The 19,369-nt window shown below is 74.2% G+C and carries 18 protein-coding genes and 1 pseudogene; 6 read left to right on the top strand and 13 right to left on the bottom strand.

Annotated elements, in window-relative coordinates; translation table 11 throughout:
• Positions 1-20: 20 nt before the first annotated feature.
• The 5 genes from MN205_RS00880 to MN205_RS00860 form a co-directional block, all read right to left on the bottom strand.
• Positions 21-1,007 (bottom strand): ABC transporter ATP-binding protein, encoded by a 987-nt coding sequence (locus MN205_RS00880; protein WP_242123396.1) that lies wholly within the window; start codon positions 1,005-1,007, stop codon positions 21-23.
• Complete coding sequence (locus tag MN205_RS00875) at positions 1,004-2,053, bottom strand: ABC transporter ATP-binding protein (RefSeq protein ID WP_242123394.1); 1,050 nt, start codon at positions 2,051-2,053, stop codon at positions 1,004-1,006. The genes MN205_RS00880 and MN205_RS00875 overlap by 4 nt, the downstream gene beginning before the upstream one ends.
• Positions 2,050-2,931, bottom strand: coding sequence for an ABC transporter permease (locus MN205_RS00870; RefSeq protein ID WP_242123392.1), 882 nt, complete (start codon positions 2,929-2,931; stop codon positions 2,050-2,052). The genes MN205_RS00875 and MN205_RS00870 overlap by 4 nt, the downstream gene beginning before the upstream one ends.
• Before the next feature lie 113 nt (positions 2,932-3,044).
• Positions 3,045-3,989 (bottom strand): ABC transporter permease, encoded by a 945-nt coding sequence (locus tag MN205_RS21380; protein ID WP_242123390.1) that lies wholly within the window; start codon positions 3,987-3,989, stop codon positions 3,045-3,047.
• A complete protein-coding gene (locus tag MN205_RS00860; RefSeq protein ID WP_242123388.1) occupies positions 3,986-4,744 on the bottom strand; it encodes a GntR family transcriptional regulator in 759 nt (252 codons plus the stop codon). Before MN205_RS00860 ends, MN205_RS21380 begins: the two co-directional genes overlap by 4 nt.
• A gap of 208 nt (positions 4,745-4,952) precedes the next feature.
• Here MN205_RS00860 and MN205_RS00855 point away from each other — a divergent pair, with 208 nt between their 5' ends.
• Positions 4,953-5,810: a nuclease-related domain-containing protein gene (locus MN205_RS00855; RefSeq protein WP_242123386.1), complete on the top strand. Its 858-nt coding sequence runs from the start codon at positions 4,953-4,955 to the stop codon at positions 5,808-5,810.
• 35 nt (positions 5,811-5,845) lie between these two features.
• On the opposite strand, the gene MN205_RS00850 is transcribed toward MN205_RS00855, so the two are convergent.
• From MN205_RS00850 to MN205_RS00830, 5 genes are all read right to left on the bottom strand, one after another.
• Entirely contained in the window at positions 5,846-6,070 is a 225-nt protein-coding gene (locus tag MN205_RS00850) for a hypothetical protein (RefSeq protein ID WP_242123384.1), read from the bottom strand.
• A gap of 66 nt (positions 6,071-6,136) precedes the next feature.
• Positions 6,137-7,789, bottom strand: a complete 1,653-nt coding sequence (locus MN205_RS00845; RefSeq protein ID WP_242123382.1) for a thiamine pyrophosphate-binding protein — start codon at positions 7,787-7,789, stop codon at positions 6,137-6,139.
• A gap of 2 nt (positions 7,790-7,791) precedes the next feature.
• Positions 7,792-8,568 carry a cyclase family protein gene (locus MN205_RS00840; protein ID WP_242123380.1) on the bottom strand — a complete coding sequence of 259 codons (777 nt, stop codon included), beginning with the start codon at positions 8,566-8,568 and terminating at the stop codon, positions 7,792-7,794.
• A gap of 58 nt (positions 8,569-8,626) precedes the next feature.
• Complete coding sequence (locus tag MN205_RS00835; RefSeq protein ID WP_242123378.1) at positions 8,627-10,273, bottom strand: NAD(P)/FAD-dependent oxidoreductase; 1,647 nt, start codon at positions 10,271-10,273, stop codon at positions 8,627-8,629.
• A 97-nt stretch (positions 10,274-10,370) separates the two neighbouring features.
• On the bottom strand, positions 10,371-11,519 hold the full coding sequence (locus MN205_RS00830; RefSeq protein ID WP_242123376.1) for an exonuclease domain-containing protein: 1,149 nt from the start codon (positions 11,517-11,519) through the stop codon (positions 10,371-10,373).
• A gap of 117 nt (positions 11,520-11,636) precedes the next feature.
• Between MN205_RS00830 and MN205_RS21375 the strand changes: the two genes are divergently transcribed.
• The 3 genes from MN205_RS21375 (at position 11,637) to MN205_RS21370 (ending at position 14,232) form a co-directional block, all read left to right on the top strand.
• A complete protein-coding gene (locus MN205_RS21375) occupies positions 11,637-12,707 on the top strand; it encodes an HNH endonuclease (protein ID WP_242123374.1) in 1,071 nt (356 codons plus the stop codon).
• Between the two features lie 68 nt (positions 12,708-12,775).
• Positions 12,776-13,387, top strand: coding sequence for a DUF6318 family protein (locus tag MN205_RS00820; RefSeq protein WP_242123372.1), 612 nt, complete (start codon positions 12,776-12,778; stop codon positions 13,385-13,387).
• A 335-nt stretch (positions 13,388-13,722) separates the two neighbouring features.
• A complete protein-coding gene (locus MN205_RS21370; protein WP_242123370.1) occupies positions 13,723-14,232 on the top strand; it encodes a PKD domain-containing protein in 510 nt (169 codons plus the stop codon).
• Between the two features lie 5 nt (positions 14,233-14,237).
• Here MN205_RS21370 and MN205_RS00810 read toward each other — a convergent pair whose 3' ends face one another.
• Positions 14,238-15,077, bottom strand: a complete 840-nt coding sequence (locus tag MN205_RS00810; protein ID WP_242123368.1) for a LacI family DNA-binding transcriptional regulator — start codon at positions 15,075-15,077, stop codon at positions 14,238-14,240.
• A gap of 87 nt (positions 15,078-15,164) precedes the next feature.
• Here MN205_RS00810 and MN205_RS00805 point away from each other — a divergent pair, with 87 nt between their 5' ends.
• Both MN205_RS00805 and MN205_RS00800 read left to right on the top strand, forming a co-directional pair.
• Positions 15,165-16,310: an ROK family transcriptional regulator gene (locus MN205_RS00805; protein WP_242123366.1), complete on the top strand. Its 1,146-nt coding sequence runs from the start codon at positions 15,165-15,167 to the stop codon at positions 16,308-16,310.
• Between the two features lie 58 nt (positions 16,311-16,368).
• Positions 16,369-17,721, top strand: coding sequence for a 6-phospho-beta-glucosidase (locus tag MN205_RS00800; protein ID WP_242123364.1), 1,353 nt, complete (start codon positions 16,369-16,371; stop codon positions 17,719-17,721).
• A gap of 7 nt (positions 17,722-17,728) precedes the next feature.
• Here MN205_RS00800 and MN205_RS00795 read toward each other — a convergent pair whose 3' ends face one another.
• On the bottom strand, positions 17,729-18,010 hold the full coding sequence (locus MN205_RS00795; RefSeq protein ID WP_242123362.1) for a hypothetical protein: 282 nt from the start codon (positions 18,008-18,010) through the stop codon (positions 17,729-17,731).
• Between the two features lie 3 nt (positions 18,011-18,013).
• Positions 18,014-19,369: pseudogene (locus tag MN205_RS00790) on the bottom strand (hypothetical protein); the annotation flags it as partial.

The following is a 19,369-nucleotide window of genomic DNA, read 5'->3' as shown; positions in this document are numbered from 1 at the left end:
CTCTGGCGCTGAGCTGGCGCTCAAGCCGGGGACGGAGCGGCGAGGGCGGGTCGGGAGGTGAGGTTGAGGTGGCAGGCGGCGAGCGAGCCGGTCGGTGTCACCGCCAGCAGGGGGCGCTCGGCGGCGCACGTGTCCATCACCCAGGGGCACCGGGTGCGGAAGGTGCACCCCGAGGGCGGGTCGGCGGGGTTGGGCGGTTCCCCGGTGAGGACGATCCGCTCGCCGGGTGCACCGGGTGCCGACGACAGCAGCGCCTTGGTGTAGGGGTGAGCGGGGTCGCGGTACAGGGAACCTGCGGTGGCCTGCTCCACGACGCGCCCGAGGTACATGACGAGCACGCGGTCGCTGATGTGCTCGACGACGGACAGGTCGTGGGAGATGAACAGGTAGGAGACGCCGAGGTCCGACTGCAGCTCGGCCAGCAGGTTGAGCACCTGCGCCTGCACCGACTTGTCCAGCGCGGAGACCGCCTCGTCGCAGACGACGAGGTCCGGGCCGGTGACGAGGGCGCGGGCGATCGCGGCTCGCTGCAACTGCCCGCCGGACAGCTCGTGCGGGTAGGAGTCGCCCTGCTCGGCCCGCAGACCGCAGCGGACGAGCATGTCGTCGACGGTGGAGCGCCAGGCGCGGCGGGCGACGCCGTGCGCGCGGAGGTTGAACTCCAGGGAGGAGCGGACGGTCAGCCGGGGGTTGAACGACGTCTGCGGGTTCTGCGGCACCAGCTGCAGGCCGCGGCGCACCTCCTTCAGGTCCCGGCCACGGGCGCGCAGCACGTCGGTGCCCGCGAAGGTCACCGTGCCCCGGTCGGGTTGGAGCAGCCGCAGGACCATCTTGGCGGTGGTGGACTTCCCGCACCCGGACTCCCCCACCACGCCCAGGGTCTCGCCGCGGGCGACGGTGAAGCTGACGTCGTCGGCGGCGCGGGTGCCGTTGGGGAACGTCTTGGCCAGGTCGACGACGTCGAGGAGCTTCTCGCCGGCCGGGCCCGGCTCGCCCGCGGGGCTCACGCCGCCACCACCGGGTTCGCGACCGGGCAGGCGGCCCGGTGCCCGTCGGCGACCGGTAGCAGCGCGGGGGGCTGCGTCCGGCAGGACTCCTGGGCGAGTGCGCACCGGTCGGCGAAGGAGCAGCCGTGGAAGTCGGTGCCGGCGACGGGCGGGGACCCGGGGATCGCCTTGAGGTGCCCGCGTTCGCTCGTGGGCCGGGGGATCGCGTCGAGCAGGGCCTGCGTGTAGGGGTGCCGGGGGTTCTCCAGGACCTCCCTCGCCGGGCCTTCCTCGACGATGGAACCGGCGTACATCACCGCGACCCGGTCGGCGACGTCGGCCGCGACGGACACGTCGTGGGTGACCAGCAGCAGGGCGGTGCCGAGCCGCTCCTGCAGGTCGCCGAACAGGTCGAGGATCTGGGACTGCACCGTGACGTCGAGGGCGGTCGTGGGTTCGTCGGCCAGCAGCACGGCGGGGTCGCAGGCGACGGCGATCGCGATGGCGACGCGCTGGCGCATGCCGCCGGACAGCTCGTGCGGGTGGGAGGCGGCGACGCGCGGGGGGCTGGGGATGCCCACCAGGGCGAGCAGTTCCAGCGCCCGGGCACGAGCGGCCTTCCGGTCCGCCACCACGCCGTGCAGGCGCAGGACCTGCTCGAGCTGACGGCCCACCGGGCGCAGCGGGTCCAGGGAACCGTTGGGGTCCTGCGGGACCATCGCGAGGGTCCGCCCGCGCACGGCACGCACGGCCGCGGCGTCCAGCCGCATCAGGTCCTGATCCCCGAGCACCACGCTGCCGGTGTGCCGGGCCGAGGACCCGTACAACCGCAGGATCGAGCGGATCGTCACCGACTTGCCGCTGCCGCTCTCCCCGAGCAGCACCAGCGATTCTCCGGCGCCGACGCTCACGTCGACGCCACGCACGGCGAGGACCTGCCGGCCCCCGCGGCTGAAGGTGGTGGTCAGGCCGGTGACCTCCAGAGCCGGGCCGGCGGTGGGCGCCGGGGCGCCCGGCCGGGAGGGAGCAGCCCCGGAGGTCTCGGGGGTCTCGGTGGGGCTGGTCACGAGGCGTCCGTCCTCACGTTGAAGAAGTCGCGGAGGCCGTCGCCGAGGACGTTGAACGCCACGGAGACGACGAGGATCGCGACGGCGGGCACGAGCAGGAGCGAGGGTGCGGTGAACAGGTACTGCTGCATCTCGCTGACCATCACGCCCCACTCGGCGGTCGGCGGGGAGACGCCGAGACCGAGGTAGCTCAGCCCGGCCGCGTAGACGATGGACAGGCCGACCAGTGCGGTGGCGTAGACGACGACACCGGGCGCCACGTTCGGCAGGACCTGGCGCAGGGCGATCGACACCCGGCCCGCGCCGGAGACCTGAGCCGCCGCCATGAAGTCGGCGGACTTGATGCGCATCGCCTCGGACTCCGTCACCCGCGCTACCGGGGGGACGAGGATGACGGCCAGCGCGATGATCGCGTTGCTGATGCCCGACCCGAGCGCAGCGGCGATGGCGATGGCCAGCAGCACGGCGGGAAAGGCGTAGAGCACGTCGAGGGACCGCATGACGAGCGTGTGAACCCTCGGGTGGCCGAGGGCGGCGACCAGTCCGAGGACGATCCCGACGGCTGCGGCGAACACCACCGGCAGCAGGCCGGCGAGCAGGGAGGGGCGGGCTCCGTGCAGCAGGCGCGTGAGGACGTCGCGCCCCTGCCCGTCGGTGCCGAGCAGGTGCCCCGGGGAGCCGATGGGCTGGAGGCGGGCCGCGAGGTCGCCCTCCAGCGGCCCGTAGGGCGAGATCAGCGGGGCGAGGAGCGTGAGCGCCGCGACGGCGGCGAGCACGACGGCGGACACCAGGGCCGGTGCCGGGAGTCGGCGCGCCCGCCGGGCGGTGCGGGGCCGGCTCACCGCAGCCGGGGCGAGCGCGGGTGCTTGGGTGGTCATCGTTCCTCCTGGCGGTGTGGCGGCAGGCGGGTCCCGGGCGGTTCCGGGCAGGGCGCACCGTCCGGTTCGGTGGAACCGGAGCGAGGGCGTCCAGGCGACGCGGTGGCGAGCGGTCAGGCACGGACCCGGGGGTCGATGAGGCTGTGCAGCAGGTCGACGACGACGTTGATGAGGACGAAGGCGAACGCCGCCACCATGACGCCGGACTGGATGACCGCCAGGTCGCGCTTGGAGATGGAGTCGAACACGAGCTGGCCCAGGCCGGGCCAGGAGAACACCGTCTCGACGAAGACGACACCGCCGAGCAGGTAGCCGACCTGAAGGCCCGCCACCGTCAACAGGGTGGGGGTGGTGTTGTGGAAGGCGTGCCACAGGATGCGGCGCTCGCTGAGCCCCCGGGCCCGGTAGGAGTCGATGAAGTCCATGCTCATCACGTCCAGGACGGTCGACCGGAACATGCGGGCGATGATCCCCGCGGGTACCAGGGCAGCTGTGATGCCGGGCAGGACGAGGTGCCAGAGCAGGTCGCCCCACGTTCCCCCGCCGATGGCGGAGTACATGCCCGACACGGGGAACCACCCGGTGCCGTTGGCGAGCACGATGATCAGCAGCAGACCGATCGTGTACTGCGGGGTGGAGATGCTGAACAGCGCCAGGGCGTTGCTGACGGTCGCAGCCACCCTCCCGCGGCGCAGGGCCGCCACCGCACCGAGCACCAGACCGAGGACGACCGCCAGCACGGCGGAGAACGCGGTCAGCCACAGCGTGTTGACGAACGCGTCGGCGACCAGGCCCAGGACGGGTCGCTGCTGGGCGATGGACTGGCCGAGGTCACCCTGGAACATCGCGGCGAGCCAGCTCAGGTACTGCACCGGCAATGGCTGGTCCAGGCCGAGCCGCGCCGTGAGCGCCTCCCTCGCCTCGGGGGTGCTCGTCGGCCCCAGCATGCTCGCCACCGGGTCACCGGGAATGATCTTGATGGTGATGAAAACGACGAGCGACACCCCGAGCAGGATCGGCACGCTCAGCAGCAGTCGTCGTACGAGGAACTTCGTCACTGTCGACCCCTCTTCCTCGGCATTCGCGAGACCAGAGCGAGCTTGTCGCTGCGCAACCGCCCGAAACCCATCTCGACGGGGCGGCCGGAACCGTCCAGGCTGATCCGCCGAAACAGCATCACGGCCCTACCGGCGGGCAGACCCAGCCGGAGCGCCGTGGGACCGTCCGCGTTGACCGCCTCGAACGCGATCTCGGCGCTGCACAGGTCCACACCGGAGTTCTCCATGTGCTGGTAGTAGTCACCGGTGAACGTGGCGCCCTGCATGCCCTGCGCATCGGACTCCCGGACGTAGCTGGAGGCTATGTGGTAGATCGCACCGTCCACGTGCATCTCGACGTCCAGGTGCCGCACCAGTTCGGTGGTCAGGAGCTGCAGACCGGCGGCGATGGGCCCCGGAGCGGGCATCACGTCGACGACGGAGATGCGACCCGTCACCGTGCGCTCGCGCCGGTAGTGCCGGCCGATGTCCGCGCTGAGCGTGTCCAGGGGGTGCATGGCCTGCCGATCGACCAGGTACGTCCCCGTCCCCTGCCGACGCTCCACCAGCCCTTCGGTGCGCAGCATCTGCAGCGCGCCGCGCACGACGCTGCGGGTGGTGCTGTACTCGAGCATGAGCTCGTGCTCACCCGGGAGCACGGATCCGGCGTCGAAGCGACCACGACGGATGTCCTCCCGGAGCAGGTCCCGGACGAGAACCACCCGGGGGTCCGTGAGGGGCTGCGGTGCTGCGGGAACCGCCGTCACGATGGGCATGACCGAACGTTGGCCCGCAGGGGTTTCTATCGAATGTCTCATCCGTGACGAGGAAGTTACGCCGTTCAGTGACCCCGCCACCCCTCTCTGATCTGCGAGGATGCTGCAGATCGACCTCGATCGGCCGAAAACTCGCAGAACCTCTGCCGATTCGCCCGATCGGGTGGTGACCGCTCAGGAACCCGCCGCGGTGTGCCGACGAACCGGCGTGGTCCCCCGTTCCTCCGTGCAGTTCGCCGGCCGCGGCGCCGCCGAGCAGGCGCGCAAGCACGCCGAGCGCGCCGCCCAGCTGCGCCGCGAACTGCAGCAGGAGGAGCGCAGGCAGCGCGCCTGGGAGGCCGGCGCCGAAGGTGAGCGGCTCGTCGCCGCGGACCTCGCCGTGCTGGAGGCGGACGGCTGGACGGTCCTGCACGACGTGCGCTGGCCGGGCCGGCAGCGCGCCAACCTGGACCACGTCGCGATCGGGCCCGGCGGCGTCGTGGTGGTCGACAGCAAGAACTGGACCGGTGCGGTGACCTTCCGCGACGACGAGGTGCGCGTCGGGAGCCGGTCGATGGCGAAGGAGATCACCGGGGTCGCGGCGGCGACCGCCGCCGTGACGACGCACGTGCCCGCCCGGCACCGCCGCGACGTGCTCGGGGTGCTGTGCCTGGTGCAGCAGCCCGTCACCCCGCACGAGGTGGGCGCGATCACCGTCGTCGGACGCAGCGCCGTCGCGGGTCTGCTGCGGGCCCTGCCGTCGGTGCTGACCGCGGGCGACGTCGCCCGCATCGCCGGCACCCTCGCGGCGGAGCTCGCGGAACCTGCGACGGGCGAGGCCCTCACCACCGCCGACGTGCCCGCGCCCCGGTCGGCGCCGCGACGCCCGGTGCCGCAGCGTCAGGTGCGGCGGGCACCCCGCAGGACCGCACGGCGGCGTTCCCCGCTCCGGGCGCTGTTGCGCGCCGTGCTGGCCGTGGTGGCCGTCCTCGTGGCCCTGGCACTGGTCCAGAGCCTCGGGGAATCGATCACCGGGCAGCTGCAGCAGCTCCCGGCAGGCACGCAGCAGCCGGCTGCCGGCCCGTGACCCGCACCCGCGGGATCACGCGGTGATCGGCTCCGTCAGAGCTTGTTGAGCTTGAGCCCGTTCACGGACCGCTGCTCGCCGGACGAGAACCGCACGTTGACCCAGTCGTCAGCCTCGATGGAGGCGACGGTGCCCATGCCGAACCGGTCGTGGGTGACGCGGTCGCCGGGGGCGAAGTCCTCCGCCTTCGGCTGGGGCGGTGCGGGCTGGAACGGACTGGTCGGGAGGTGGCGCCGGGTCGCACTCGCACGTGGTGACATGCTTCGAGTGTCCCTCAGGTCCGCGGCCCTGGGAACCACCGTCACCCGTTGGACCGGTCCGGTCCCTCAGTGCCCCTTGAACGCCTCCGCCAGCCACCAGGCGCCGCCGTCGTTCGCGATCTTCGCGTCGATCAGGAACGGCCCGGTGCGGGGACCCGCCAGCCACGCGTCGAGGGCGTCGAGGTCGGCGACCGTGCGGACGACGACAGCGTCGGCACCGTAGCCGCGGGCGAGCGCCGAGAAGTCCGTGTCGGGGAAGACCACGGTGGAGGTGTCCGCGCCGGTGGGGCCGAAGTGGTGCACCTCCGCGCCGTAGGCGGCGTCGTCGTAGACCACCACCACCAGCGGCAGCCCCAGGCGCACCACGGTCTCCAGCTCGGCGGCCGCCATGAGCAGCCCGCCGTCACCCGTGCCGAGCACGGGCAGCCGGTCCGGGCGCGCCAGCGCCGCACCGATCGCCGTGGCCAGGCCGAGGCCGACGGACTGGAACGCCTGGGTGAAGCAGAACCCCTGCTCGTCCGGCACCGACAGGTACGCGCTGGGGTACCCCATGAAGTTGCCGGAGTCCACGGCGACGACCCGGTCGATGGGCAGGCGCCGGTCCAGCTCACGGCTGAGGACCCGCGGGTCGATCGTCGTGGCGGTCGACAGGTCGCCGGTCTCCACGTCCACCCACCTGCCCCCGCGGGCGATCCGCTCAGCCACCTCCGTCGTGCGGTACCCCGTGACCGGTTCCACGGGCAGCTCGGCCAGCAGCGCGGCAGCCGTCTCCGCCACGTCCCCGAGCACGCCGAGGTCGATCGGCCGGTTCGCCCCCAGCGCGGCGTCCTCCAGGTCGACCTGCACGACCCGCGCACCCTCACCGATCAACGTGCCGTGCCGCATCGTCCACATGTTCAGCGTGCACCCCCACCCGACGATCAGGTCGGCGCCGCGCACCAGGTCCGCGGTGGCGGGCGAGGAGAAGCCCCCGGAGATCCCCAGGTCGAACTCCTCACCGTGGAACAGGCCGTTCGCGACCGCCGAGGTCGCCAGCAGCGCCCCGCTGCGGGTGGCGAGCTCCCGCAGCACCGGTCCCGCGGAACGCGCCCCGCGGCCGGCGACGAACACCGGGCGTTCGGCGGCGCGCAGCAGCGCGGCGAACTCGGCGACGGCACGACGGCCCGGGCGCACCGGATCGGGTGCGGGCACGGGGGGGACCGTTCCCTGCGTGCCGCCCGGCACCGGCTGGGCCTGCACGTCCAGCGGCAGGTTCAGCACGACGGTGCGGCGCTCGTTGCGCGCCGTCCGCACCGCCCGCACCACGTCCGCGAGCGCGGTGGCCGCCGAGTGCACCCGTTCGGGAACCGCGCCCACGCTGCGGGCCAGCGCGTCCTGGTCGATGCGGAAGTTCGACCGGACCGCGGACCCCGCCGTGTCGGCGGTGAGCACGAGCAGCGGCGTGCGCGACTTCGCGGCCTCGGCGATCCCGGTGACCGCGTTCGTCAGCCCGCACCCCTGGTGGGTGGTGACGACCGCCAGTTCGCCGCTGGTGCGGGCGTACGCGTCGGCCATCGTCGCCGCCCCGCCCTCGTGGCGGGCGGCGGTGAACGGGACCCCGTTCGCCACGAGGGCGTTCGTGACGGCGAAGTTCCCGCTGCCGACGACACCGAACGCGTGCGCGACGCCGAGCTGAGCGAGCGCCCGGCCGACCAGTCCGGCGACCGTGGGGTCCCCCACCGTCAGGACCGCTCGACGAGCGCGAGCACGCGCGCCGGGCTGCCGGTGCCACCCACCACGGGCAGCGGCGCGACGACCACCACGGCTCCCGTCACCGGCAGACGGTGCAGGTTCTGCAGCTGCGTCAGCCCGTACTTGTCCGCGCCCAGCAGGAAGTGGTGGGCGGGGAACGCCGGGTCGAAACCCCCGGCCGCGCCGGCGTCGATCCCGACCGTCTCCACGCCGTACCCGGAGACCTCGGTGTTCTCCGCGAGCCAGCGCGCGCCCGCGACGGAGATCCCCGGCGTGTGCGGGCCGGACTCGTCGGCGTTCAGGAACTCCTCCTGCGACCCCGAGCGCGAGCTCCAGCCCGTGCGGAAGAACAGCCACCCGCCGGCGGGGAACCGCCCGTGCTCGGCCTCCCACGCCTGCAGGTGCTCCGGTTCCAGCAGGAAGTCCGGGTCCGCCTGCGCCTCGGCGGTCTTGTCGACCACGACGACCGGGCCGACGAGCCGCTCCGGCGCGATGCGGTCCACCGACAGCCCGTCCCGGCCGGTGATCCAGTGCACGGGCGCGTCGAGGTGGGTGCCGGTGTGCTCACCGGTGTGGATGTCGTTCCACGCCCACCCCGGCCCCGCCTCGTCGAAGTCGCTGACCTTCTCCAGGCTCAGCGGGATCGTGTTGGCGAACGGTGCGGGCAGCTGCAGCACCGGGGTGTCCGGGCTCAGCGGCGCCGTCAGGTCGACCAGTTCCACGTCGCCGGCGGACAGGGCGGACAGCAGGGTGGACAGCGTGCTCACGATCGGCCTCCCGGGGCTCTGGGTGGGCGCATCGTGGCAGACGGGGACCGGGCGCGTGTCAGCTCCCGCGGCGCAGCACCCGCGCCGCGCTCCGGCGCCGCCGCTCGCGGGCCAGCAGGGTGGTCGCCACCAGGTGACCGGACCCAGCCCCGAGCCCCGCGCCGGGGTGGGTGGCCGCCCCGATCTGCCACAGCCCCGGCACGGGCGTGCGGTGCCTGCCCCAGGACGCCACCGGCCGCCAGACGTAGCTCTGGTCCAGCTGCGCGGACCCGCCGTACGGATCCCCGTCACCGGCGTTCGGGTTGTACCGCTGCAGGTCCACCGGTGTGATCGTCTCCACGCCGAGGACGGACCCCCGCAGCCCCGGTGCGTGCCGCTCGACCCGGTCCAGCACGCGCTCGGTGTACCCGGCGGCCAGCTGGGCGGTCCACCCGTCGCGGGTGTCCAGCTCCCCGGCAGCGTCGCCACGGGGCCGGAACGGCAGCTCCTGCAGCTGCAGCCACAGCGTGGCCGCACCCTCAGGGGCGCGGGACGGGTCCAGGACGTGCTGTTGACCGACGACGACCGTGGGCCGGCGCGGCAGCAGCCCGGCGTCCGCCTCCGCGCACGCGATGCCCGTGCTGCCCGAGCCGTCCGAGAGGTGGACCAGCGGCACGTCGCCGAGGCGGGGATCGCTCCACGCCGGCGGGCGGGACAGCGCCACGTGCACCTGGGCGGCGGCCCTCCCCCACCGCACGTGCTGCGCGTCCCGGCGCACCCGCTCCGGCACCGCCTCCGGCGGCAGCAGCCCGTCGCCGCCGTACAGGGCGGCCGCGGACACCGACGCCAGCACCGCCCGGCGTGCGCGCAGCACCGTCCCGTCGGTGAGCACGACCCCGTGCGCACGCCCGTCGGCCACCTCGACGCGGCGCACCTCGGCGCCGGTGAGCACGGTGGCGCCGCGCTCGCGCAGCAGCGCGGCGAACGCCTCCACGAACCGGTCGCTGCCACCGCGCACCACCGGCATCCCCGCCGCGTGCAGCGTGGCGGCGAACACCGCGACCATCGCTCCGCCGGAGGCGTGGTCCGGGGAGAGGCCGGCGTGCAGCAACCACGGCACCCACAGGTGGTCCACCTCGCCGCCGCGGAACTCGCGCTGGACGAACCCGCGGCCGCTGGTCACGGCGTCCCGCAGCCACGCCTCGCTGCCGCGCGGGCCGTTGCCGCGCAGCAGCCCCAGCAGGGAACCGACGGCGGCGGGCGAGCGCACCGGGCCGCCGAGCAGACCGCCCAGCGCCGAGGCGCTGCGCCCGAAGCGGGCCAGGTGCGCCAGGTAGGTCTCGCGGTCCTCGGGGTGCTCGAAGGCGGCCGCGGTGGTCCCCGGGTCGCGGTGCGCCAGGCTCACGCGGCCGTCGTCGGCGACGCTCGCGGTGATCGGGCCCTCGGTGTTCGCGTACTCCAGGCCGTGCCGGTGCAGGTCCGCACCGAGGTCCGCGTACGCGCCACCGGTGACGAACAGCGGGTGCCAGGAGGAGAAGCGGTCGTGGACGAAACCCGGCGCGGTCAGCTCCGCGGAGCCGGTGAACCCGCCGAGGTCCGGGTTGCGCTCCAGCAGGGCCACCGACCAACCGGCACCCGCGAGCTCCGCAGCGGCGACCAGGCCGTTGACGCCGGAACCCACCACGATCGCGTCGAACTCGCCGGGAACCTCGCCGTCCGTCGACATGCACGGAGGGTAGGCGTCCGCCCGCCCGGGCACCAGGGGCCCGGGCGGGACACCGCGTCCCCGCCCCGCCGGCCGCGGGAGCCGCCGGGACGGACCGTCAGGCCGCCTCGGCCGCCGCCCCCGGCACCCGCAGCCGCCAGCCCTCAGCGTGCCGCTGCACCTCCACCACCACCACGCTGCCGGAACCCGCCGGCGCGTGCGCGGTGGCGAGCGCCAGCACCGACCCGTTCGGCGCGCGCACCCCCAGCACCAGCGGCCCCACCTCGTCGAACCCCGTCCCGGCCGGCGGCACGGCGTGGACCGCGACCCGGTGCACGTCGCCCGGTGAGGCGTCCAGGTGCAGCCACACCTCTGCCTCGCCGGCGGTGTCCACGTCGAGCACGACGGTGCCGTCGAGGGAGGCGCGGGTGGTGCTCAGCGCGGCCCCCAGCGGCAGGCCGAGCGCGTCGAAGCGCTGCACGCCGACCCGCACGCGGTGGGCGGCGCGCGCCCACCGCACGTCCAGCAGCCACGGGCGGCCGCTCGGCGGCAGGTCCAGCACGTCCCCCGCGGCGAGGACGCGCCGCTCCACCGGCGCGGCCGGGGCCGGGGTGCCGCTGCGGCGCGGCGAGCGGGGCCGGGGAGGCGGGGGCTCGGTGGAGCAGCGCGTCAGCGGGAGGTCCAGGTCGTGCGCCGCCGCCGCGTGCAGCGCGTGCCGCAGCACCTCCACCAGGACACGGGTGTCGTCCTCCGCGTCGTGGGCGCGCAGCTGCTCCACCCGCCAGTGCGCGGCGAGCGTCGCCAGCTTCAGGTCCGGCACCGGCAGGTCGAGGCGCTTGGCGAGGTTGCGGGTGCACAGCCGCTGCTCCACGGCGAGCTCCACCCCGGCGCGGCGCATCTCGGCGGCCACGAACCCCCAGTCGAAGACGGCGTTGTGGGCGACGAACACCCGCCCCGCGAGCAGGGCCGCCAGCTCCTCGGCGACGTCCTCGAACAGGGGGGCACCCCGCAGGCGCTCGGGGGTGATGCCGTGCACGTGCACCGGCCCCGGGTCGCGCTGCGGGTCCACGAGCGTGGACCAGGACGACTCCACCTCGCCGTGCTCGTCGAGCAGCGTGACCGCGACCTGCACGACGCGGTCCTTCGCGGCGGAGAAGCCGGTGGTCTCCACGTCCAGGGCGGCGTAGCGGTGCGGGTAGCGCGCGCCGATCGACGTCGGGGCCTGCCTGCCGTCGGGGAGGGCGGGACCGGGGTGCAGCGACGTCATGGTGGATCTCCTAGCGTGGGGAAGTACCACGACGGTGCCACGCCGGTCGGACACCCGAGGTGCAGCGACACGGCCTGTCCTCGGCTGCTCACCCGATCGGTGACGTAGCGTCCACCGGTGAGCACGATCCCGGAGCCGCTGGAGGTCGGTGCGCGCGTCGCCGAGCTGCTCGCCACCGGCCGGCGCGTGTCCACCTACAAGCTGGCCGTGCTCAGCGCCCTCCTGCAGCACTGCCTGGAGCACCCCACCGCCCCGGTCGCGCCGCTGCGGGTGCCGATCGGCGACCTCGCCGACCGGGTGGTGGACCTGTACTGGCCGCAGGTGCGCCCCTTCTCCCGCGTCGGCGTGCTCCGCCAGAACGAGCAGGCGGGACGTTCGCTGCCCGACGTGGTGCGCGGGCTGCGCACCGACGCGGAGGCCGCCGGCCTGGCCACCCCCGCCCAGCTGCGCGCCGCCGACCCCGGCCGGTGGTCCCGCCGTCGCCGCGCCGTCGCGCAGACGCTGGCGCAGCAACCACTGTTCGCCCTGCAACGCACCGGCACCTCCGCGCCCGGCACCCCGTTCCTCTACGACGACACCTGGCTGCACAAGAAGATCACCGTCGCTGAGCTGGAGGCGCACGGCTGGGCGGTGGAGCTGCGCCCCGGCGTCGCCACGGCCCTCGCCCGCGTGGCCGGGTTGCTGCAGCCGGTGCTTCAGCAGTGGTGGGTCGTCGACGTGCAGCGCATGAACGCCGCCGAGCTCGACGCGCCCGACCTGCACGGGTTCCTCTTCGGCGCCGCCCGCACCGCCGTCGCCCGCCTCGCGCCCGCGCTCACCGACCTGCAGGCCGGCCGCTGCTTCTACTGCCACGGCCCCCTGCGCGCCGGCACCCACGTCGACCACGTGCTGCCCTGGGCGCGCGTCGCCATCGACGGGGTCGCGAACCTCGTGGCCGCCGACGCCCGCTGCAACCTCGCCAAGTCCGCGACCCTGCCCGCCGTCGACCACGTCACCCGAGCCCTCGCCCGCGACGACACCGACCTCCGAGCTGTCGCGGCGTCGCTGCGCTGGCCGCTGGAGCGCGAACGGGTCACCGGCGCCGCGGTCGGCCTCTACAGCGCCAGCCCCGCGGGGACACCGCTGTGGCGGGCGCCGGGCGTCTTCGACCCGCTGCGTCCCGGCGACAGCGACCGGTTCGCCGCGTGAACGCAGGTTTCCCACAGCCGAACGGGTGACGGCCGCCGCGGCCACCGTCCGGGCCCTACGGTCCCCGCGTGCCCCTCGCCGCCCGTGCCCCGCTCACCTGCGCCGCCGCGGCGCTCGCCCTGCTCACGGCGTGCGGCACGGACGAGACGGTCACGCAGTGGTCGGCGTCCCCCACCCCCGCACCGTCCGGACCCTCCGCGCCGGTCACCCCGGAGGCCGCTCCTGCAGCGACCGCGATCGCCGCAGCGAACCCGGCGCCCACCACGGACCGGCCCACGTTCCCCACGACGGAGTTCACCGAGGACGACGCCATCGCCTTCGCAGCGCACTACCTGCAGGTCCTGAACTACGCCCGGGCCACCGGCGACTCGGATGCGATCCGGGCGATCAGCGAACCTGACTGCGGTGCCTGCCGAGACGATGCCGAGGCCGTAGATGTGTCACAGTCTAAAGGCATCAAGTGGGAAAATAAGGTACTGAGCTTTCGGTCTGCCTACCTCGAGCACTTCGACCCTCAGTTCGGTGAGGTTGGAGTTCAGCTCGAAATGAGTGCGACGTCGGGTCGCCTCGTCAACCAAGATGGAACAACGCTCCACGACTCGCCGGACGTGGAGTTCGATGGACTCATGCAGATCAAGTTCCATGATGGGCAGTGGAGGGTCTGGGAGATGCCTCGATGAGGAGGTCGATCTCCTTGCTGCTGGCTGGGTCAACCTACGCTTTGGTAGTGTTCGGAGTAGGAGAACCCGCCATTGCGCGCGAACGAGCTTCGTGGAGCGGCACAGCGGACGACAACGACGTCGTGATCGATGGCACGGTCACACGCCCTGGCAGGGGGTACTCACAGTCGACGTCTTCCAATGGATCCCAAGCTCCAGCAGCCCCCAGCCGCGAGCACACCCTCACCTCCCCCTGCGCCGGCCCCGATGAGCCCCGCGGCGGCGCAGACTCCGCGTGCAGCGCCTCGGCGGCCTGCGGCCCGGGCGAGGTCTTCCTCACGGACTGGAGCCGCCCCGTGGGTGGCGGTGCGTGGCAGCGCGGCGGCAGTTCCTGCCGCCCCACGACGACCGCCGTGGGTGAGCCGGTGGTGCTGCCGACGATCACCGTGGAGGACGTGCGCCGCGTCGGCCTGCCGCCGTCCACGGCGAACCTGCAACCGGCGGGCGGTGACGTGGTGCTCAACGTCCCGGTGAACGTGTACGCACAGGCGACGCCCGTGACCCGGCAGGTGGAGGTGCTGGGTTTCCCGGTGACGATCCGGGCGACGCCCGAAGCGTTCACGTGGACGTTCGGCGACGGCGGGACGCTGGGCCCCACAACCGACCCGGGCGCTCCCTACCCGGCGATGTCGACCACGCACACCTACACCCGGCCCGGCACCTACCCGATCACCCTGACGACGACCTACTCCGCGGAGTACGCGATCGCCGGCCTGCCGTTCCAGCCGGTCGCCGGCACCGTGGACGTCTCCGCACCGGCGGAGGACGTCACCGCCCACGAGGGCACGACCGTCCTGGTCCGGTGAGGGTTTCAGCGCGCCGGGCCGGTGCTGGCGCGTTCCGCCACCCGAACCGGGGGCCCCGGCCGTGGCCCGGTGGCTCCGCGCAGCAGCAGGTCGAGGACCGCGTCACCGAGCCGCACGCCGTGCTCGTGGACGTCCACGTTCAGCGCCGACAACCCGGGCACGGTCATCTCGCACAACGGTGAGTCGTCGCACGCCAGCACGCTGACCGCTCCGGGCACGTCGACACCGCGCCGCACCAGGTCCTCCGTCGCGGCGACGGCCATGACGTCGTTGTCGAACACCAGGGCGGTCGGTGCTGCCGGCGAGTCCAGCAGTTCCCGCATCGCCGCCACCCCGCGGGCCGCGGTGTAGTCGGCTTCGACGCAGCGCACGTCCAGACCGCTGCGCTCCGCCTCCTCGAGCATGCCGGTGTTGCGCTCCTGCGTGTGCACGAGCTCCCCCGGGCCGGCGACGCGGCCGACGACGCGGTGCCCCAGGGACGCCAGGAACCGCAGGGCCGCGCGCATCGCACCGGCGTCGTCGGTGACGACGCTGCTGAACGACGTGTCGGGGTGGTGCCCGGCGAGCACGGCCGGCAGGCCCAGCTGCTGCAGCTCCGCGGGCCGGACGTCGCCCAGGGTGAGGTTCACGACGACGACCGCGTCGACGGTGCCGTTGCCGGCCCACCGCCGGTACGTCTCCACTTCCGCGGCCTCGTCGGCGACGACCAGCAGGAGCACGCTGCGTCCGTCCGGCCGCAGCTGCGCCTCCATGCCCGCGACGAGTTCCATGAAGAACGGCTCCACGCCGACACGGGGGGCGCCGCCGGCCAGCACCAGGCCGACGAGCCCGCTGCCGCCGCTCACCGTCCGCCTCACCCCTCGCACCGGGTGATTGTCCACCCCCACGACCGCTCCGGGCCGCACCCACCGGTCGGGTGGCATGCTTCCGTGGTGTCCGAGACGGAAGGCCCCGCGCCGCGGCGCACGAGCGCCCGGGAACGGGTGCTCGACGCGATCCGCGCGCGCGAGCAGCTCAGCCGCGTGGAGATTGCGGCGATGACGGGCCTGACGGAGGCGTCGATCTCCACCACGGTGCGCCGGCTGATCGCCGACGGCCTGCTCGTGGAGACCGGCCGCACCCCCACCGGCGGCAAACCGCGCACCATGCTGCGCCTGGACCCCGGCGCGCGGTTCGCCGTGGGCGTGCACGTGGACGCGACCACCACGACGCTCGTGCTGACCGGGCAGACCGGCGGTGTCATCTCCCGCACAGCCCGCCCCGCTCGGGAGAGCGCCGCCGAACTGTCGGCGGACGTGGCGGTGCTCCTGGAGGCGAGCGGTGCGGACCGTCGCCGGTGCCTGGGTGTGGGGCTGGTGTGGGCGGAACGCTCCACGCCCGTGCCGCCGGACCTGGTCGCGGACCTGGCCCGGGACACGGGGTGGCCGGTGCTGGTCGAGAACGACGCGACCGCCGCCGCCGTGGGCGAGTACTGGGTGGCGCGGGTGGACGCCAGGCGCTCCTTCATCGCCCTGTACATGGGGGCGGGCATCGGCTCCGGCATCGTGCTCGACGGGCGCCCACTGCGCGGCCGCGGCCCGGGCGCCGGGGAGTTCGGGCACGTCTGCCTGCAGGTGGACGGCCCGGAGTGCTGGTGCGGGGCCCGGGGGTGCCTGGAGGTGCTGGCCGGTCCGCGGACGGTCGTGGAACGGGCCCGCGCGCACGCCGCGACCCGCCGGGAGGCCGGGCTGACGCTGCGGGCGGTGGGTCCGGCCGCCCAGGAGTTCGCCGCGATCGCCCGGGCCGCGCGCACCGGCGCACCGGGGTGCCGCGCGCTGCTGCGGGACTCGGCGCGACTGGTGGCGGCCGCCGCGGAGTCAGCGGTGAACCTGCTCGATGTGGACCTGGTGGTGCTGACCGGGCCGAGCTTCGCGGTGGCCGCGTCCCTGTACGGGCCGGCGATCACCGAGCGGCTGTCGGCCGCGGACGCCCGCACGTGGCACCGCGACGTCACCGTCACCGTCTCCAGCGCCGCCGCGACCGCCTCGGCCACGGGCGCAGCAGCCCTGGTGCTGCAGCAGCACAACCTGGGGGACTGAGCGCGGCGCTGTTACGGTTCCCGGGACACTGCGGGCCGACCAGGAGGGCGAGCACCCCGTGAAGCTCTGCGTCCTGGGCGGTGCGGGTTTCCGCACCCCCTTCGTCCACCAGGCGCTGCTGCGTGACACCGGCTCACCACGCGTGGAGGAGCTGGCGCTCTTCGACACCGACCCGGTGCGGCTCGACGGCATGGTCCGCGTCCTGCGGGAGATGGCCGCGGAGTTCACCGACCCGCCACGGCTGGCGCCGACGACGGACCTGGCCGAAGCCCTGCGGGGCAGCGACTTCGTGTTCGCCGCCGTGCGCGTCGGCGGCCTCCTCGGCCGGTGCCGGGACGAACGGGTGGCTCTGGACCTCGGCGTGCTGGGCCAGGAGACCACGGGCCCGGGCGGGATCGCCTACGCGTTGCGCACCGTGCCGTTCATGGTGCACGTCGCCGAGCAGGTGCGCCGCTACGCCCCCGCTGCGCACGTGCTGAACTTCACCAACCCGGCCGGCATCGTCACCGAGGCGATGCAGGCGGTGCTCGGTGATCGGGTCCTCGGCATCTGCGACACCCCGTCCGGGCTGGTGCGCCGCGTGGCGGACCAGCTCGGGCTGGACCACCGGCGGGTGCGACCCGACTACGTCGGCCTGAACCACCTCGGCTGGCTGCGGGGGCTGCGGCACGACGGCGTCGACGTCCTGCCGCGCCTGCTCACCGACGACGCCTCGCTGGGCGCGCTGGAGGAGGCTGCCGTCTTCGGCGCCGGCTGGCTGCGGACCCTCGGGGCGATCCCCAACGAGTACCTCTACTACTACTACCGCCACCGCGAAGCGCTGCGCAGCGCGCTGGCGGCGGAGGAGACACGCGGCGAGCACCTGCTGAGCACCCAGGGCGCCTTCTGGCAGGCGCTGGCGCGCACCCGCGAGGGCGCGGCGCAGCTGTGGCGATCGACCGTCAACGAGCGCAACGCCACCTACATGGCGGAGGCCCGGGGCGGGACGGCCGCGGAGCACCCCGACCGCCCGGAACTCGACCCCGACCAGCAGGGCTACGCGGGAGTCGCCCTGGGTGTGATGGCGGCCATCAGCCGCGACGAGCGCACCACGATGATCCTCAACGTCCGGAACCGCGGCACGATCGCCAGCCTGCCGGAGGACGCCGTCGTGGAGGTGCCCGCCGCGGTGGACGCCGACGGAGTGCACCCGTTGACGACCGACCCGCCGGACCTGCACCAGCTCGGGCTCATGCAGCAGGTGAAGGCCGTCGAGCGCCACGCGATCGCCGCCGCCGTGTACGGCGACCGCGACGAGGCGCTGCGGGCGTTCGCCCTGCACCCGCTGGTGGACTCCGTCGCGCTGGCGCACGACCTGCTGGACGGGTACGTCGAGCGCATCCCCGAGGTGGCGGCGGTCTTCCGCCGCTGATGTCCTCTCACGACGTGGGTGGGGCGGCGGCCTCCACCGCGTCGTAGGCACCAGCTGCGGCCTCCACCCGGCCGGCGAGCTCATCGAGGCCCTCCGCCGCGCCGAGCGCCGCCTGCGCCAGCGTGGCGAAGAAGGCGTTCGCCGCCTCCGCCGCCCGCCCCGCGCACCAACTGTCAGCGCCGGCGGCCCGGGCATCGAGCGCGGAGCGGTGCTCAGCAGCCAGCCGAGCCCCCTCGCGCAGGCGCACCACCGCCGCGGACATCTCGTCCGTCACCACGCCGTAGCGCACGGCTCAGCCCTCCCCACGCCACGGGAAGGACTGCGCGCGCCAGCGCAGTCGGTGCAGCCAGCCGCGCGGATCGTCTGGCAGCACGGCGCTCCCGGCCCCCAGGACGGCGGCACGCACGGCATCCTCGTCGAGCCTGTCCAGGTCTTCCAGCTCCGCTACGAGGTCGTCCACCACGCCGGGCGGCTCCTGCCGCAGGAGCGCCTGCTGCGCCGGCCACGGCTGGGCATCGAGCCGTTCCATGGCGGGGCCGGTGTACGCGGCGAGCACGCCGCTGAGGTGCGGGAACCGGTGCGCGGAATCGCCGGGCGGCAGTTCAGGGTGCGCGTCGAGGACGAGCGGGGCCGACCCCGACGCACGCTGCAGCACCACAGCCACGTGCTGGGAAGCCACCGAGACGGCCGGCTGCGTCAGCTCCACCGATCCCACGGACCGTCCGAGGTCGACGACCACCCGCAGCCGGCGCGAAGCGTGGGGATCCGCGAGCCACCGCTCGAGCGCGTCAGCCCGGGCTTCGAGGACGGCGCTCACCAGGTCACCGACCGGGGTGGTGGGGTCGAAGCGACCGGTGCGGTGCAGTGCGGGCGCTTCGCGCACCGGGGACGACGCGGGGCCCTCTTCGAGCCGACGCTCGAACCACTCGCCCCACACCGCCCAGGAGACCCCTTCCGGTGGGCCGTCAGCCGCACCGGTCACCGCTGCCACCACGTCGGCGGGTCCGGCGGCGGTCGCCGAGGCAGCGCGCCACTGCTCGAGGGCCGCCGTCGCGGTCGCGGGGTCGGCGGTCAGCAGGGCGTCGAGGGACGCTCGGGGGTCGAGCCAGTCCTCGGTCGCCGTGGGTGCGGTGGCTGCCAGGAGCTGCAGCAGTTCCCACCTGCCGCCCTCGACCGGGAGGTCCTCCGGGAAGGAGGCGAGGAGGCGCGGCGCACGCCCGGACAGGTCGAGGCGCACCACCACGCACGTGATCGCCCGCTCGGAGACGTCCGCCCCGGCACGTACGAGGAGCGTGCCGATCGAGGCGGGTGCGGGGAGCCGCAGTTCGATCCACGGAACGCGCAGGCTCGCCGCCCGGCGCACTCGGGCTTCGTGCGCCCTCAACACCTCGGTGGTCCACGACTCGGCGATCGACCGGTCGGCCCAGCGCGACGCGCGGTCGCCCGGGGAGAACACCCGGACGGGTGGACGTTGGAACGAAGACATCGATCTCCTCGGGAGTGAGGAGTCCGACGCTAGCCACCTGCCACAGGGCACCTGTGGCCGTCCACAACCGCCACGGTGTTGGCGTGTCCTCCACAGCCCTGCACCGGGCGTGCAGCAAGTGCGCCCCAACGCGTGAAAGGCCCTGCACCCCCCACCACAGCA

The sequence above is a fragment of the Kineococcus sp. TRM81007 genome (assembly GCF_022669155.1).
In the GTDB taxonomy this organism is placed as follows: domain Bacteria; phylum Actinomycetota; class Actinomycetes; order Actinomycetales; family Kineococcaceae; genus Kineococcus.
This window is presented reverse-complemented; position numbering and strand designations above follow the sequence as displayed.